The organism is Microbacterium sp. GXF7504 (assembly GCF_054798235.1).
The window spans coordinates 558,685-571,438 of the sequence record NZ_JBSJZI010000002.1; the positions used below are offsets into that span (position 1 = coordinate 558,685).

Sequence of the window (12,754 nt, forward strand, 5' to 3'; positions counted from 1 at the left end):
ACGGGATCCGTCGCGCTCCGGGCACGCGTAGTCACCCCGACATGCGAGGTGCACCCCTGAGTCTAGCAGGCGTGGGACGCCTCCTCCCCAGTCGGGCGCACCGGGCACGGCGTCCACCGCGACCCGCGGTCCGCGCCACTGTGACCGCCACCGGGCGACCCTGGGCGCATGCCCGCGATCGCCCGTCTCCTGCTCGTCCTCGTGCTCTCACTCGGCGCCGTCTCGCCCGTCCCGTCCGCCGCTGCCGTGGGGTCAGGGCGATCCGTGCCGAGCTGGTCGTGGCCGCGCCCCGCCGCCCGTGTGGTCGCGCCGTACCTGCAGCCGCCGCATCCGTACGGGGCGGGGCACCGCGGGATCGACGTCGACGGCGAGGGCGCTGCCGTGACGGCGCCTGCCGACGGTGTGGTCGCCTTCGCCGGGAGGGTCGTGGACCGCGGCGTGCTGACCATCGACCACGGTGACGGTTGGGTGAGTTCCTACGAACCCGTGGAGACGGAGCTGCAGCCCGGCGCGCGGGTGGGACGCGGCGAGGAGCTCGGCGTCGTCAGCGCCGGCGGGCACGCCCCCACCGGCACCCTGCACCTCGGGGTTCGACTGGACGGCGAGTACGTGAACCCGCTCCTGCTCCTGGGCGGCGTGCCACGGGCGGTCCTGCTGCCCTGCTGCTGATCAGCCGACGGTGTTGCGCGCGCCCTGGTCGTCGAGCTGCGTCACGTCGCCGGCGACGGTGTTGTCGTTGCCCTGGACGAGCACCCCGGCAGCGGTGCCGGAGACGGCGACGGTGTTGCGGTCGCCGCGGACCGTGAGCGACGAGATCTCGTCGGCGGTCAGGGCGATGTCGTTGCCGGCGAGCACGACCTGCCCGACGACGCCCGCCGTGGCGACGATCCGGTCGCCGGAGATCCGGAGGATCCCGACCGCCGCATCCCGGGCGTTGAGCACGAGGCCGCTCCCCTGCGCCTCGATCTCCGGGCAGTCGCCGACGAGCACCGATGCGGCACCCGCCGTGACCTGCACGGGACGGCCGCCGCAGTCCAGCGCGTCGCCGGTGACGGACGGCGTGCTCGGCGACGGCGTGACGACGGAGGGACTCGGCACCGACGGCGCCGGCGAGGTGGTGCGGGCGTCGGAGGGGAGCCTGGTGGCACGGGGCTCCTCGGCGATGACGTTGCAGCCCGAGAGCAGGAGGGCGGCGAGCACCGCTGCGACGGCGGTGCTGCGGCGGGCGTTCATCATGCGCCCACGGTAGCTCACGCGCGGGGGTGCGCCTGGCGGTAGACCGCGGCGAGGCGCTCGCTGCTCACGTGCGTGTAGATCTGGGTGGTGCCGAGACTCGCGTGGCCGAGCATCTCCTGCACCGCCCGCAGGTCGGCGCCGCCGTCGAGCAGGTGCGTGGCGGCGGAGTGCCGGAGCGCGTGCGGCCCGACGGCAGCCGTTCCGACGGCGGGCCCGAGCGTGCGCGAGACGAGATCGTAGACGCTCCTGGGGCCCAGTGCACCGCCGCGCACGCCGAGGAACACCGCGGCCGGTGCGGCGGACGCGCGGGCCGCGAGGGCGGGGCGCCCTCGGTCGAGGTAGGCGTCGAGTGCCCGGGCGGCGGCGCCGCCGAACGGGACGACGCGTTCCTTGTCGCCCTTGCCGACGACGCGGACGGTGCGGCGGTCGAGGTCGACGTCGCCGGGGCGCAGGCCGCAGAGCTCGGAGACCCGCACCGCCGAGCCGTAGAGGAGTTCGAGGACGGCGTGGTCGCGGAGCGCGACGGGGTCGCCCGTCGCCGCCCGTTCGCCCGCCCGGCGCAGGACGTCGGCCACGGCGTCCCCGGTCGCGACGGCCGGCAGCGTGCGCCCGCGCTTCGGGGTGACGAGGCGGAGGGCGGGGTCGACGGGGATGTGCCCCGTCTCGTGCGCCCAGGCGAAGAAGCCGCGTGCGGATGCGGCGCGGCGGGCGAGGGTGGCGCGGCTGTCGCCGCGGGAGGTCGCCTGCCACAGCCATTCGCGGAGTTCCTCGAGGTCGACCCGTGCGAGTTCCGTGTCCGCGCCGACGGCGGCCTGCAGGTCGGCGAGGTCGGACCGGTACGCGCGGACGGTCGCCGGCGACAGGCGCCGCACCCGTTCCAGGTGCTCGCACCACCGTTCCACCGCATCGCACAACCGCATGCCTCCAGCATGCCCGTCCGTGCCGCATCCCGGCCGGAGGCTCCCCGGATGCCGACGCGCGGGCGTACGTCGTTTCAGCCGCCGGGGCGCAGCCGCCATCCGCCCGGTCCGTGCTCCACGGCGCCCTCGAGCAGCAGCATCCCGAGCACGGCCTCGGTCTCGGCGATCGACAGGCCCGCCGCCGACGCGACGACGGCGACGTCCCGGGCCGTGCGATGGCTGAGCGCGTCGCGGACGCGAGTGCGGTCGTCGGTGCGCCCGCCCAGCTCGAGCGGGGCGGGGACGCCGACGCCGATGAGCTCGAGCGCCTCAGCTGCGGAGGTCACGCACCGCGCGTCGTACTCACGCAGCAACCGGTGCGTGCCGACGGACGCGGCGCTCGTGACCGGTCCGGGGACAGCCCCCAACGGGCGCCCCAGGGCGGCGGCGTGTCCCGCGGTGTTCAACGATCCGCTGCGAGCCCCGGCCTCCACCACGACCGTCGCGCCGGAGAGCGCGGCGATGAGCCGGTTCCGCGCGAGGAACCGCCACTTGGTGGGCGACGCGCCGCAGGGCGCCTCCCCCACGACGGCGCCGGTGCGGACGATCCGCTCCAGCATCGCGCCGTTCCCGGCCGGGTACAGCCGGTCGCAGCCGCCGGCGAGGAACGCGACCGTGGTGCCGCCGACCGCGAGCACGGCACGGTGCGCTGCGCCGTCGATGCCGTACGCGGCGCCGGAGACCACGGCGGCACCCGCGTCGGCGATCCCTGCCGCGAACTCCCCGGCCACGTGCTCGCCGTAGGCGGTCGCCGCCCTCGCGCCGACGACCGCGACGGACGGCCGGACCAATGCCTGCACGTCGCCGCGCACCCAGAGACAGGCCGGTGCGTGCGGTCCCAGGTCGTCGAGCGCGCCCGGCCAGTCGTCGTCACCCGGTGCCAACAGCGTCGCATCGACCCGCGCGGCATCCGCCAGCGCGGTGGCGAGCAGTCCCGGCACCGCACGCGGCAGCCACCGCGCCCTGGCTTCCGCCACCGCACGGCGGTCGAGCCCCGTGGCGGCCGACGCCTCCGCGACCCGGTCGCCCGCGACCACGAGGTCGTACGCCTCGTTCCCGCCCAGCGACCCGCGCAGCGCGCCCGCGACGCCGTCCCCGGGTTCGGCCAGCGCGCCCCAGACGACGGCGGCGGCACGGCGGTGCGCGGTGTCGCTCCCCCGCGCCCCGAGCAGACCGCCGCCGGGGCCCACACCCGCCAGGAGGTCTTCGAAGGACGGCACGGAGCTCATGCCTCGATCCCCTTCTTGAGGAAGAGCGCCCGGCCCACGTCCTGCGCGTCCGGCCGGTCACGACCGGCGAGGTCCGCCAGCGTCCAGGCGACGCGCAGTACCCGGTCGTACCCGCGCAGCGTCAGCGCCCCTCGCTCGAGGGCGGCGTCGAGTCCGCGCCGCACGTCCGGCGCGGGCAGCCTCGGCCCCTCCCGGAGCCAGGTGCCCGGCACCTCGGCGTTGCGGCGCCAGGGCGTCCCCCGCAGGCGCGTCGCGGCGCGTTCCCGCGCCGCCGTCACCTGCGCCCTCGCCTCGGCGGTCGTGATGCGGCCACCCGGGTCGGCCCCGGTGCGTGCGACGCGCCGCAGCTGCAGTTCGACGTCGATGCGGTCGCGGAGCGGACCCGACAGCCGCCCGAGGTAGCGGCGGATCGCCATCGGCGGGCATTCGCAGCGCGCACCGCGGACCCCGGCGTTCCCGCACGGGCAGGGGTTCGTCGCCAGGACGAGCTGGAACCGGGCTGGGAACCGGGCGGAGACCCCGGCGCGGTGGATGTCGACGCTGCCGCGTTCGAGCGGCTGCCGGAGCGCGTCGAGGACGCTCGCCGGGAACTCCCCCGCCTCGTCGAGGAACAGCACGCCCTCGCTCGCGCGGGCGATCGCGCCCGGACGCAGGATGCGGGAGCCGCCGCCGATGAGTGCGACCATGCTCGCGCTGTGATGCGGCGCCTCGATGGGCGGCACGCGGGACAGGTCGGTGACCGGGAGCCCCGACACCGACCGGATGGCGGCGACGGTCAGCGCGGCGTCCTCGTCGAGTTCCGGGAGGATCCCCGGCAACCGGTGGGCGAGCATGGTCTTGCCGGCGCCGGGCGGTCCGCTCATGAGCAGGTGGTGCCCACCCGCGGCGACCACCACGAGCGCCGCGACCGCGTCCCGCTGCCCCACCACGTCCGCGAGCTCCGGCGCCGTGCGTTCCGGCTCGGGCGGGGCGTCCCGTGCGACGGGTTCCTGCTCGGGCACCTCGACGTCGGCGCCGTGCAGCAGTGCGACCTGGGCGAGGTTCACCGCCCCGACCACGTCGAGGCCGGGGACGAGCGCCGCCTCCGCGGCGTTCGCGGCCGGCACGACGATGCGGCGACGGCCCGCGCGGGCGGCGGCGACCGACGCAGGGAGCACCCCGGGGACCGGCCGGAGTCGCCCGTCGAGCCCGAGTTCACCGAGGTGGACGGTCGCCGACACCGAATCGGGTCGGAGCCCCGCCTCCTCGGCGACGGCGGCGACGGCGACCGCGAGGTCGAACGCGGAGCCGTGCTTGGGCAGGCTCGCGGGCGACAGGTTCACCGTGAGCCGGCGCCGCGGCAGCGCGAGTCCGCTGTTCGCACACGCGTTGTGCACGCGCTGCACGGCTTCGGTGAGCGCGCGGTCCCCGAGGCCGATGATCCGGAACTCCGGTGTCTGCGCCGACACGTCCGCCTCGACCTCGACGAGCGTCGCGTCCACGCCGACGAGCGCGACCGCCCAGGTGCGGGTGACGCTCATCGCAGGTCCCGCAGGTGCTCGAGGGCGAACGGGCCGCGGCCGAGCAACGAGACCGCGTCGAGCCGCAGCCGACGGCCGCGCGCCGCATCCGGGTTCGCCGCGCACCAGGCCCGCCCGAGCCGCCACAGCCGCGCCCGCTTGCGGGCGTCGACGGCTTCGAACGGATGCCCGAACAGGTCGCTCGCGCGGGTCTTCACCTCGACGACGACGAGTTCGTCGCCGTCCGCGGCGACGATGTCGAGCTCGCCGTCCGTGCACCGCCAGTTGCGGTCGAGGATCGTCCAGCCGCGCGCCGCGAGGTAGGTCGCCGCCGCCTGTTCACCGGCTCTGCCGAGCTCGTCCTTCGCTGCCATGCCGCCAGCGTCCCGCGGCGGTACCCCGGGCCGGCGGGCGCATCGCGCACCCGTGGACGGGCACGGCCCGCACCGCCCTGGGGAGGAGCGGAGCGCAGGCGTCAGTTGTCGAGCGAGAGCTCGTCGGGGAGCTGGAAGTCGCGGCGGGTGAGCTCCTCGACGTTGACGTCCTTGAACGTGAGCACGCGCACCGACTTCACGAAGCGGTCGGCCCGGTAGATGTCCCACACCCAGACGTCGTTCATCGAGATCTCGAAGTAGAAGTCGTGCTCCGTGTCCCGGCGCACCACGTTGACCTCGTTGGCGAGGTAGAACCGCCGCTCGGTCTCGATCACATACTGGAACTGCGAAACGACATCCCGGTACTCCCGGTACAGGGCGAGCTCCAGCTCACGGTCGTAGTCCTCGAAGACGTCGTCATCCATGGTGCATCCAGCCTAGAACAGCGTGGGGGCGTCGGCGATCGCCCAGCTCGACCGGTGGTGCCGGCTCAGCCCGTGCTCGCGGATCGCGGTGCGGTGCTCCGGGCTCGCGTACCCCTTGTTGCGCTCCCACAGGTAGACCGGGGCGTCCTCGTGCAGTTCGAGCATGTGCGTGTCGCGCGCGACCTTGGCGACGACGGATGCGGCGGCCGCGCTCGCGCAGTCCCGGTCCGCCTTCACCACCGACTGCACCCGGCAGCCGACCGGACCGACGAGCGAGATGTAGTCGTGGTTGCCGTCGAGCAGCACGATCCCGTCCTCGAACACGACGCCCTGGTCGACGAGCGACGCGAGCGCCCGGTGCGCGGCGAGGCCGAGCGCGCGGATGATGCCGACCTCGTCGATCTCGGCCGAGGTCGCCCATCCCACGGCGGAAGCGTCGACCCACGACGCCGCGCGTTCGGCGACGGCGGCGCGGCGGGCGTGCGGGATGAGCTTCGAGTCGCGCAGCCCCTCGGGCACGCGGCGCCGGGCGTGGCGCGTGGAGACGGCTGCCGCGCCGACCGCGACGGGTCCTGCGAGGGCGCCGCGCCCGACCTCGTCGCACGCGATGATCACGGGATGCTCCCGCAGCAGCTGCCGCTCCCGCCGGAGGGTGGGCTCGACGACGGTCATCCGTCGTCCTCCGGGGACGGCACCCCCGCGAAGACGGAGTGGTGGGCGTCGATGAGGCCGAACCGGTCGAGCGGCCAGGTGATGACGAAGGCGCGGCCGACCACGTTGTCCAGCGGCACGAAGCCCTTCCCCGGCTGCTCCTGGTTGTACCGGGAGTCCTTCGACCGGTAGCGGTTGTCGCCCATGAGCCAGAGCGAGTCCTTCGGCACGGTCACGTCGAACGCGACGGCGGACGCGGCGGCGCCCGGCTCCGGGAGCAGCAGATACGACGACTCGTCGATCGCGGTGCCGTTGACGGTGACCTGCCCGAGCTCGTTGCAGCAGACGACGTGGTCGCCCGGGAGCCCGATGATCCGCTTCACGAGGTGGTCCTCGCTGTCGGACGAGGAGAGCCCCACCAGCGAGAGCAGCCAGTCCGCCGCCACCGCGACCGGGTTGCCCGGCTCCTCGGTGGCGACACGCGGTCCGAGCCACCCGCCCGGGTCCTCGAACACGACGACGTCGCCACGGTCGTACCCGCCGAAGCGCGGGGTGAGCTCGTCCACCAGGATGTGGTCGAGCTCCATCAGCGTGGTCTCCATGGACGCGGACGGGATGTAGAACGACCGCACGAGGAACGTCTTCACGACGAACGAGACCACCAGGGCGATGAGGACGATGATGAGCACGTCGCGCAGGAACGTCAGCATCCCGCGTGGTCGGCGATCCTCCGTCTCCGGGGCGTCGGGGGCGGGCGTCGCGTCCATGGTCATCAGTCGGTTCCTTCGTGCGGCGGGGAGGCGCCGCATCCTCTAGCGTCGCACAGGTGCGTCCCCGAACCGCGCAGGCGTGGGGAAACGCGAGGACCCCGCGACCGACAGGTCACGGGGTCCGTTTCGCGGGGCGCGATCAGTTCTCGCGCTTCTCCTTGATCTTGGCCTTCTTGCCACGGAGCTCGCGGAGGTAGTACAGCTTCGCACGACGCACGTCACCGCGGGTGACGACCTCGATCTTCTCGATCACGGGCGAGTGCACCGGGAAGGTGCGCTCCACGCCGACCTGGAAGCTGATCTTGCGGACGGTGAAGGTCTCGCGGACACCGTCGCCCTGGCGACCGAGCACGACGCCCTGGAAGACCTGGACGCGCGAGCGGTTGCCCTCGGTGATGTTCACGTGCACCTTGACGGTGTCACCGGGGCCGAATGCCGGGATGTCGGAGCGGAGCGATGCCGCATCGAGGGCGTCGAGGATCTGCATGGGTCTGTCTCTCTGCAACCGCCACAGGTCGGCGGCGGAACGTTGGCTTGCACGGATGTGTGTACCCGGCGCCGATCACGCGGAGTGAACGACGGGCTCCCCTGTGGCAGAGCCGGGCCAGGGCACAAACAACCATTCTGCCATGCCTGGGGGCACCGGCCAAACCGGCTCAGTCCTGCGGACGCGGGGACTCCGAGAGGACGATGACCTCGGGCCCGCCCTGCGCGGCGCGCGGCCGCTCCTGCTGCGGGGGCAGGTAGGCGGTGCCGGCGGTCGTGTACTGCAGGATGCTGCTCGGTCGCGCCTCGCGCCAGAGCTGCACGAGCGTCGACCAGAACACGCCGAGGCCGACGACCACCGTCAGCACGAACAGCAGCGCCCACCACTGCCGGCCGTAGAAGCCGACCGCGATCGTCAGCACGTGCCACAGGCCGAAACCCGCGACGTCCGGCCACGACAGCGCACGTTCGGCCCGCACCGTCGGCCGCGCGCGGACGAGGAGCGCCAACGCGAGGTTGCCGACGAGCACCGAGGGGATCGCGATGAACAGCACCCAGAGGAACGCCCACCCTCCGGCGTCGAACAGCCCCCAGCCGACGAACAGCCAGAGCGGCAGGACGAACGCGGCCGGGATCAGCGAGGCGAAGTACGCGCGCCGGATCAGCATGCACCGATGCTACGCGGCGGGAGGCCGGTGCGCCCGGTCTCGGCCGGTTCTCACCGCATCCGCTCAGCCGCCGCCCGCCGGGTGCGGGAGAATGAATGGGACAGAAGGAGCACCAGCACCATGATCGAACTGCGCACCCCGGCCGAGATCGAACAGATGCGACCGGCCGGACGGTTCGTCGCCGAGACCCTCGCGACCCTGCGGGAGGAGACGAAGGTGGGCACGAACCTGCTCGCCATCGACCGGCGCGCGCACGAGCTCATCCGCAAGGCCGGTGCCGAGTCCTGCTACATCGACTACCATCCGTCGTTCGGCGCCAGCCCGTTCGGCAAGGTCATCTGCACCTCGGTGAACGACGCCGTGCTGCACGGGCTCCCCCACGACTACACGCTGCGCGACGGCGACCTCGTCTCGCTCGACTTCGCCGTGTCGATCGACGGCTGGGTGGCCGACTCCGCCGTCTCGTTCGTCGTGGGCACGCCCCGCGACGAGGACCTCCGCCTCATCGACACCGCCGAGCGCGCACTGGATGCGGCGATCGCGGCGACCACGGTCGGCAACCGCATCGGCGACATCTCCGCGGCGATCGCGGCCGTCGCGCACGGCGAGGGCTACTCGATCAACACCGACTTCGGCGGACACGGCGTCGGCCGCGTCATGCACGGCGACCCGCACGTGCCGAACGACGGCAAGGCCGGCCGCGGCTACCCGCTCCGCCCGGGCCTGGTCATGGCGCTGGAGCCTTGGTTCCTCGCGACGACCGACGAGCTCGTCACGGACCCCGACGGCTGGACGCTCCGCAGCGCCGACGGCTCGCGCGGCGCCCACGCCGAGCACACGGTCGCGGTGACCGAGGACGGCCCCGTCATCCTCACCGACCGTTCGTTCCTCGGCGTCGACTGACGTCGGCCGCGTTCACAACTCAGGCAGAATCGGCCGAACCCGCCGGATTCCGGCACGCGGCCGCGATTCCGCCTGCGTTGTGCGCACGCCGAGCACGCCCGAACTCCGCAGAAACGCCGCCGGGCAGGGTCCGGGGGCCGCGGAACGGCCGGAACTGAGGAGTCCGGTCAGGCGTGCCGGACGGTCGGAACCGAGGAGTTCGGTCAGGCGTGCCGGTCGTCGGGCAGGAGGTCGGGGCGACGGGTGCGGGTGCGCTCCACCTGCTGCTCCCGGCGCCACGCGGCGATGCGGCCGTGGTGGCCGCTGAGGAGCACCTCGGGCACGTCGTGGCCGCGCCACGAGGCCGGCTTCGTGTACGAGGGGTACTCGAGCAGCCCGTCCTCGTGCGACTCCTCGACGAGCGACTCGGGGTTGCCGACGACGCCGGGGATGAGGCGGCCGACCGCCTCGATCATCGCCATGGCGGCGACCTCGCCGCCGTTGAGCACGTAGTCGCCGAGGCTCACGAGGCGCACCTCGCCGAGCGTGGCGGCGTACGCGAACACCCGTTCGTCGATGCCCTCGTAGCGGCCGCAGCCGAAGACGAGGTGGTCGCGCTCGGCCCAGTCGCGGGCGGTGGCCTGGGTGAACCGCTCCCCCGCCGGCGACGGGAAGACGATGGTCGGGCGGGTGCCCGCATCCGCGACGATCGCGTCGAGCGCCTCGCCCCAGGGCTCGGGCTTCATCACCATGCCGGCGCCGCCGCCGTATGGGGTGTCGTCGACCGTCCGGTGGCGGTCGTGGGTCCAGTCGCGCAGATCGTGCACGCGGACGTCGAGGAGGCCCTTGCCGCGGGCCTTGCCCAGCAGCGACACCTCGAGGACGTCGAAGAAGCCGGGGAAGATCGAGACGACGTCGACGCGCACCGGATCAGTCCTCGGCGTCGGCGCGGGCGTCGTCGGCGGGCTCGCCCTCCGGCGCGGGGTCCTCGTCGGCGAGGTCCTCGAACAGACCGGCGGGCGGGGTCACGACGACGCGTCCGGCCGCGAGGTCCACCTCCGGGACGATGGCCTTGACGAACGGCACGAGCACCTCGCGGTCACCGTGCTTCACGATGAGCAGGTCCTGCGCCGGCAGGTGCTCGACTCGGACGACGCGGCCCACGGCGGCGTCGTCGCGGAACACCGCCAGGCCGACGAGCTGGTGGTCGTACCAGGCGTCGTCCTCAGCGGGCGCGTCGGCGTCCTGATCGATCCACAGGATCGCGCGCACGATGCTCTCGGCGGCGGTACGGTCCTCGATGCCCTCGAGGAAGACGACGGGGTGGGAGTTCATCCACCGGAACTCGCGGACCGTGACGGTCTTGCCGAACCACGGCGAGGAGTCGGGCACCTGGAGCGTGAACACCGCGCCGGGCACGAAACGGCCGTCGGGATCGTCGGTGTAGAGCTCGAGCTTCAGCGCGCCCTTGAGTCCGTGGGCCTTGACGAGGCGGCCGACACGGAGCTGGGTCTTGTCACCGGTGCGGGGCGCGCGCGCAGCGCCGTTCGCCCGGGAGGACGACGAGGAGGAGTCCATCAGTCGTCGGCGACGTCGATGCGGATGCGCGCGGGGGCCGCCAGCGCGCTGATCACGGTGCGAAGCGCCTTGGCGGTGCGACCGCCGCGCCCGATCACGCGTCCCCGGTCGTCGGGGTGCACGTGCACCTCGAGGACGTCCCCGCGGGGCGAGGTGTGGGAAGCGATACGCACGTCATCGGGGCGATCCACGATGCCCTTGACGACGTGTTCGAGCGCGGCGGTCAGCACGGAATTACGCCTCGGTGCTCTCGTCGGCGGCAGGCGCCTCGTCGGCGACCGGCTCGGCCTTCTTCTCGGCCTTGGGCTTGATGACCGACTTCTTGCTGGCGTCGATCTCGAAGGCGGCCTTGGGCTCGGCGACCTTGACGGTGGACTTCGCGTCCTTGTCGCCCTTGAACTTGCCCCAGTCGCCGGTGAGCTTGAGGAGCGCGAGCACCTGCTCGGTCGGCTGGGCGCCGACGGAGAGCCAGTACTGCGCACGGTCCGAGTCGACCTCGATGAGCGAGGGCTCCTCGGTCGGGTGGTACTTGCCGATCTCCTCGATCACGCGACCGTCGCGCTTGGTGCGCGAGTCGGCGACGACGATGCGGTAGTAGGGCGCACGGATCTTGCCGAGACGCTTGAGACGGATCTTGACTGCCACGATTCTCCTGAACGTGTGAAGGTGGACGAACTGAGCGCCTGGAGCGTGGGGTGCACACCCGGCGGAAGCTCTGGGGTCGGACGCCGTCGGATAGAGGGTCGGACGGACGGTCCAACCGTCTATTTTGCCAGATGAACCGGGATGCCGCGAACAGGCCGTCCACCCGTGTCAGACTGAGCCGGTGACGGTGCCCTTCGCGACCTCCCCCCGCTCGACGGTCGGTATCGAGTGGGAGCTCATGCTCGCCGACGGCGACACCGGTGATCTCGTCCCCCGCGGGCCGGAGGTGATCGAGCTCCTCGCCGAGTCCACGGCACCCGAGCGGTTCACCGTGACCGAGGAGTTGCTCACCAACACCGTCGAGGTCACGAGCGGCGTCGGCGACACCGTCGAGGCGGCCGTCGACGACATCGGCGACGCCATCGCGGCGCTGCGCACCGTCACCGATCCGGCCGGGGTGGAACTCCTCTCCGCCGGCAGCCACCCGTTCGCGCAGTGGTACGACCAGCAGGTCACCGACAAGACCAGGTACCACACCCTCATCGAACGGACCCAGTGGTGGGGCCGGAACATGATGATCTGGGGCATCCACGTGCACGTCGGCGTCGACGACGTCGACAAGGTGATGCCGATCATCGGCGCCCTCTCCACGTACCTGCCGCACCTGCAGGCGCTGTCGGCATCCAGTCCGTTCTGGGCGGGAGAGCGCACCGGATATGCGTCGAACCGCTCGCTGGTGTTCCAGCAGCTGCCCACGGCGGGCCTGCCCTGGATCCTGCCCGACTGGGCCTCGTACGAGAGCTACCTCGACGACATGCAGCGCACCGGCGTGATGGCGGATGCCACGGAGGTGCGGTGGGACGTGCGTCCGGCGCCGCGCTGGGGCACCGTCGAGATCCGCGCCTGCGACGGGATGTCGACCCTGCCTGAGCTGGCGGCGGTCGCGGCGCTCGCCCAGACCCTCGTCGAGGACTTCTCCCGCCGCCTGGACGCGGGCGAGGACCTGGAGGCCCTGCAGCCCTGGTTCATCCGCGAGAACAAGTGGCGTGCGGCCCGGTACGGCATGGACGCCCGCGTGATCGTCGATCGCGACGGGCGGCAGGAGCCCGTCGCGGACCACCTCCGCGAGACCATGGCGCGGCTCACGGACATCGCCGACGAGCTCAAGTGCGCGCAGGAGTTCGCGGGCCTGGAGACGATCCTGTCGCAGGGCGCGAGCTACGAGCGCCAGCTCGCCGTGGCGGATGCGGCCGACGGCGACCTCCACGGGGTCGTGCAGCACCTCATCCGCGAGTTCCGGTCGGGGCCGACCCGCCGCGACCGGCTCACGGCCGTCCCGGAGCGCTGAGTCC

17 protein-coding genes are annotated in these 12,754 nt (G+C 73.0%); 3 read left to right on the plus strand and 14 right to left on the minus strand.

The window, feature by feature from the left end:
* Positions 1 to 168: 168 nt before the first annotated feature.
* On the plus strand, positions 169 to 669 hold the full coding sequence (locus ACWAUO_RS06800) for a murein hydrolase activator EnvC family protein (protein ID WP_460774127.1): 501 nt from the start codon (positions 169 to 171) through the stop codon (positions 667 to 669).
* Here the strand turns inward: ACWAUO_RS06800 and ACWAUO_RS06805 are convergent, their stop codons facing one another.
* From ACWAUO_RS06805 to ACWAUO_RS06850, 10 genes are all read right to left on the minus strand, one after another.
* Positions 670 to 1,236, minus strand: a complete 567-nt coding sequence (locus tag ACWAUO_RS06805) for a DUF3060 domain-containing protein (RefSeq protein ID WP_460774128.1) — start codon at positions 1,234 to 1,236, stop codon at positions 670 to 672.
* Between the two features lie 14 nt (positions 1,237 to 1,250).
* Positions 1,251 to 2,156 (minus strand): tyrosine recombinase XerC, encoded by a 906-nt coding sequence (locus ACWAUO_RS06810; RefSeq protein ID WP_460774130.1) that lies wholly within the window; start codon positions 2,154 to 2,156, stop codon positions 1,251 to 1,253.
* Between the two features lie 74 nt (positions 2,157 to 2,230).
* On the minus strand, positions 2,231 to 3,424 hold the full coding sequence (gene dprA, locus ACWAUO_RS06815) for a DNA-processing protein DprA (RefSeq protein ID WP_460774132.1): 1,194 nt from the start codon (positions 3,422 to 3,424) through the stop codon (positions 2,231 to 2,233).
* Entirely contained in the window at positions 3,421 to 4,944 is a 1,524-nt protein-coding gene (locus ACWAUO_RS06820; RefSeq protein WP_460774134.1) for a YifB family Mg chelatase-like AAA ATPase, read from the minus strand. Before ACWAUO_RS06820 ends, dprA begins: the two co-directional genes overlap by 4 nt.
* Positions 4,941 to 5,297: a YraN family protein gene (locus tag ACWAUO_RS06825; RefSeq protein ID WP_460774136.1), complete on the minus strand. Its 357-nt coding sequence runs from the start codon at positions 5,295 to 5,297 to the stop codon at positions 4,941 to 4,943. Before ACWAUO_RS06825 ends, ACWAUO_RS06820 begins: the two co-directional genes overlap by 4 nt.
* Positions 5,298 to 5,398: 101 nt before the next feature.
* Positions 5,399 to 5,722, minus strand: coding sequence for a DUF2469 family protein (locus ACWAUO_RS06830; protein WP_460774137.1), 324 nt, complete (start codon positions 5,720 to 5,722; stop codon positions 5,399 to 5,401).
* Positions 5,723 to 5,734: 12 nt separating this feature from the next.
* On the minus strand, positions 5,735 to 6,394 hold the full coding sequence (locus ACWAUO_RS06835; RefSeq protein ID WP_460774139.1) for a ribonuclease HII: 660 nt from the start codon (positions 6,392 to 6,394) through the stop codon (positions 5,735 to 5,737).
* Entirely contained in the window at positions 6,391 to 7,146 is a 756-nt protein-coding gene (gene lepB, locus ACWAUO_RS06840) for a signal peptidase I (protein WP_460774141.1), read from the minus strand. The genes ACWAUO_RS06835 and lepB overlap by 4 nt, the downstream gene beginning before the upstream one ends.
* A gap of 136 nt (positions 7,147 to 7,282) precedes the next feature.
* Positions 7,283 to 7,630: a 50S ribosomal protein L19 gene (gene rplS, locus ACWAUO_RS06845; protein WP_460774143.1), complete on the minus strand. Its 348-nt coding sequence runs from the start codon at positions 7,628 to 7,630 to the stop codon at positions 7,283 to 7,285.
* Positions 7,631 to 7,799: 169 nt separating this feature from the next.
* The gene (locus tag ACWAUO_RS06850; protein WP_460774145.1) at positions 7,800 to 8,297 is read right to left on the minus strand and encodes an MFS transporter permease; all 498 of its coding nucleotides are present in this window, start codon (positions 8,295 to 8,297) and stop codon (positions 7,800 to 7,802) included.
* Between the two features lie 120 nt (positions 8,298 to 8,417).
* Between ACWAUO_RS06850 and map the strand changes: the two genes are divergently transcribed.
* Positions 8,418 to 9,200, plus strand: coding sequence for a type I methionyl aminopeptidase (gene map, locus ACWAUO_RS06855; protein ID WP_460774147.1), 783 nt, complete (start codon positions 8,418 to 8,420; stop codon positions 9,198 to 9,200).
* 203 nt (positions 9,201 to 9,403) lie between these two features.
* Here map and trmD read toward each other — a convergent pair whose 3' ends face one another.
* From trmD to rpsP, 4 genes are read right to left on the minus strand one after another with little or no spacing between them, the layout of a single operon-like run.
* Positions 9,404 to 10,105 carry a tRNA (guanosine(37)-N1)-methyltransferase TrmD gene (gene trmD / locus ACWAUO_RS06860; RefSeq protein ID WP_460774149.1) on the minus strand — a complete coding sequence of 234 codons (702 nt, stop codon included), beginning with the start codon at positions 10,103 to 10,105 and terminating at the stop codon, positions 9,404 to 9,406.
* 4 nt (positions 10,106 to 10,109) lie between these two features.
* The gene (rimM, locus tag ACWAUO_RS06865; protein WP_460774151.1) at positions 10,110 to 10,757 is read right to left on the minus strand and encodes a ribosome maturation factor RimM; all 648 of its coding nucleotides are present in this window, start codon (positions 10,755 to 10,757) and stop codon (positions 10,110 to 10,112) included.
* Positions 10,757 to 10,987: an RNA-binding protein gene (locus tag ACWAUO_RS06870; protein WP_460774152.1), complete on the minus strand. Its 231-nt coding sequence runs from the start codon at positions 10,985 to 10,987 to the stop codon at positions 10,757 to 10,759. Before ACWAUO_RS06870 ends, rimM begins: the two co-directional genes overlap by 1 nt.
* A gap of 4 nt (positions 10,988 to 10,991) precedes the next feature.
* Complete coding sequence (rpsP, locus tag ACWAUO_RS06875) at positions 10,992 to 11,402, minus strand: 30S ribosomal protein S16 (RefSeq protein ID WP_460774155.1); 411 nt, start codon at positions 11,400 to 11,402, stop codon at positions 10,992 to 10,994.
* Positions 11,403 to 11,583: 181 nt separating this feature from the next.
* On the opposite strand from rpsP, the gene ACWAUO_RS06880 reads away from it, so the two are divergent.
* Positions 11,584 to 12,750, plus strand: coding sequence for a glutamate--cysteine ligase (locus tag ACWAUO_RS06880; RefSeq protein ID WP_460774157.1), 1,167 nt, complete (start codon positions 11,584 to 11,586; stop codon positions 12,748 to 12,750).
* Positions 12,751 to 12,754: the final 4 nt, after the last annotated feature.

What these genes read in the sequence shown, in the direction of transcription:
- ACWAUO_RS06800 (WP_460774127.1), top strand. Translation starts at nt 169, where the DNA reads ATGCCCGCGATCGCCCGTCTCCTGCTCGTCCTCGTGCTCTCACTCGGC.
- ACWAUO_RS06805 (WP_460774128.1), bottom strand. Translation starts at nt 1,236, where the DNA reads ATGATGAACGCCCGCCGCAGCACCGCCGTCGCAGCGGTGCTCGCCGCC.
- ACWAUO_RS06810 (WP_460774130.1), bottom strand. Translation starts at nt 2,156, where the DNA reads ATGCGGTTGTGCGATGCGGTGGAACGGTGGTGCGAGCACCTGGAACGG.
- dprA (WP_460774132.1), bottom strand. Translation starts at nt 3,424, where the DNA reads ATGAGCTCCGTGCCGTCCTTCGAAGACCTCCTGGCGGGTGTGGGCCCC.
- ACWAUO_RS06820 (WP_460774134.1), bottom strand. Translation starts at nt 4,944, where the DNA reads ATGAGCGTCACCCGCACCTGGGCGGTCGCGCTCGTCGGCGTGGACGCG.
- ACWAUO_RS06825 (WP_460774136.1), bottom strand. Translation starts at nt 5,297, where the DNA reads ATGGCAGCGAAGGACGAGCTCGGCAGAGCCGGTGAACAGGCGGCGGCG.
- ACWAUO_RS06830 (WP_460774137.1), bottom strand. Translation starts at nt 5,722, where the DNA reads ATGGATGACGACGTCTTCGAGGACTACGACCGTGAGCTGGAGCTCGCC.
- ACWAUO_RS06835 (WP_460774139.1), bottom strand. Translation starts at nt 6,394, where the DNA reads ATGACCGTCGTCGAGCCCACCCTCCGGCGGGAGCGGCAGCTGCTGCGG.
- lepB (WP_460774141.1), bottom strand. Translation starts at nt 7,146, where the DNA reads ATGACCATGGACGCGACGCCCGCCCCCGACGCCCCGGAGACGGAGGAT.
- rplS (WP_460774143.1), bottom strand. Translation starts at nt 7,630, where the DNA reads ATGCAGATCCTCGACGCCCTCGATGCGGCATCGCTCCGCTCCGACATC.
- ACWAUO_RS06850 (WP_460774145.1), bottom strand. Translation starts at nt 8,297, where the DNA reads ATGCTGATCCGGCGCGCGTACTTCGCCTCGCTGATCCCGGCCGCGTTC.
- map (WP_460774147.1), top strand. Translation starts at nt 8,418, where the DNA reads ATGATCGAACTGCGCACCCCGGCCGAGATCGAACAGATGCGACCGGCC.
- rimM (WP_460774151.1), bottom strand. Translation starts at nt 10,757, where the DNA reads ATGGACTCCTCCTCGTCGTCCTCCCGGGCGAACGGCGCTGCGCGCGCG.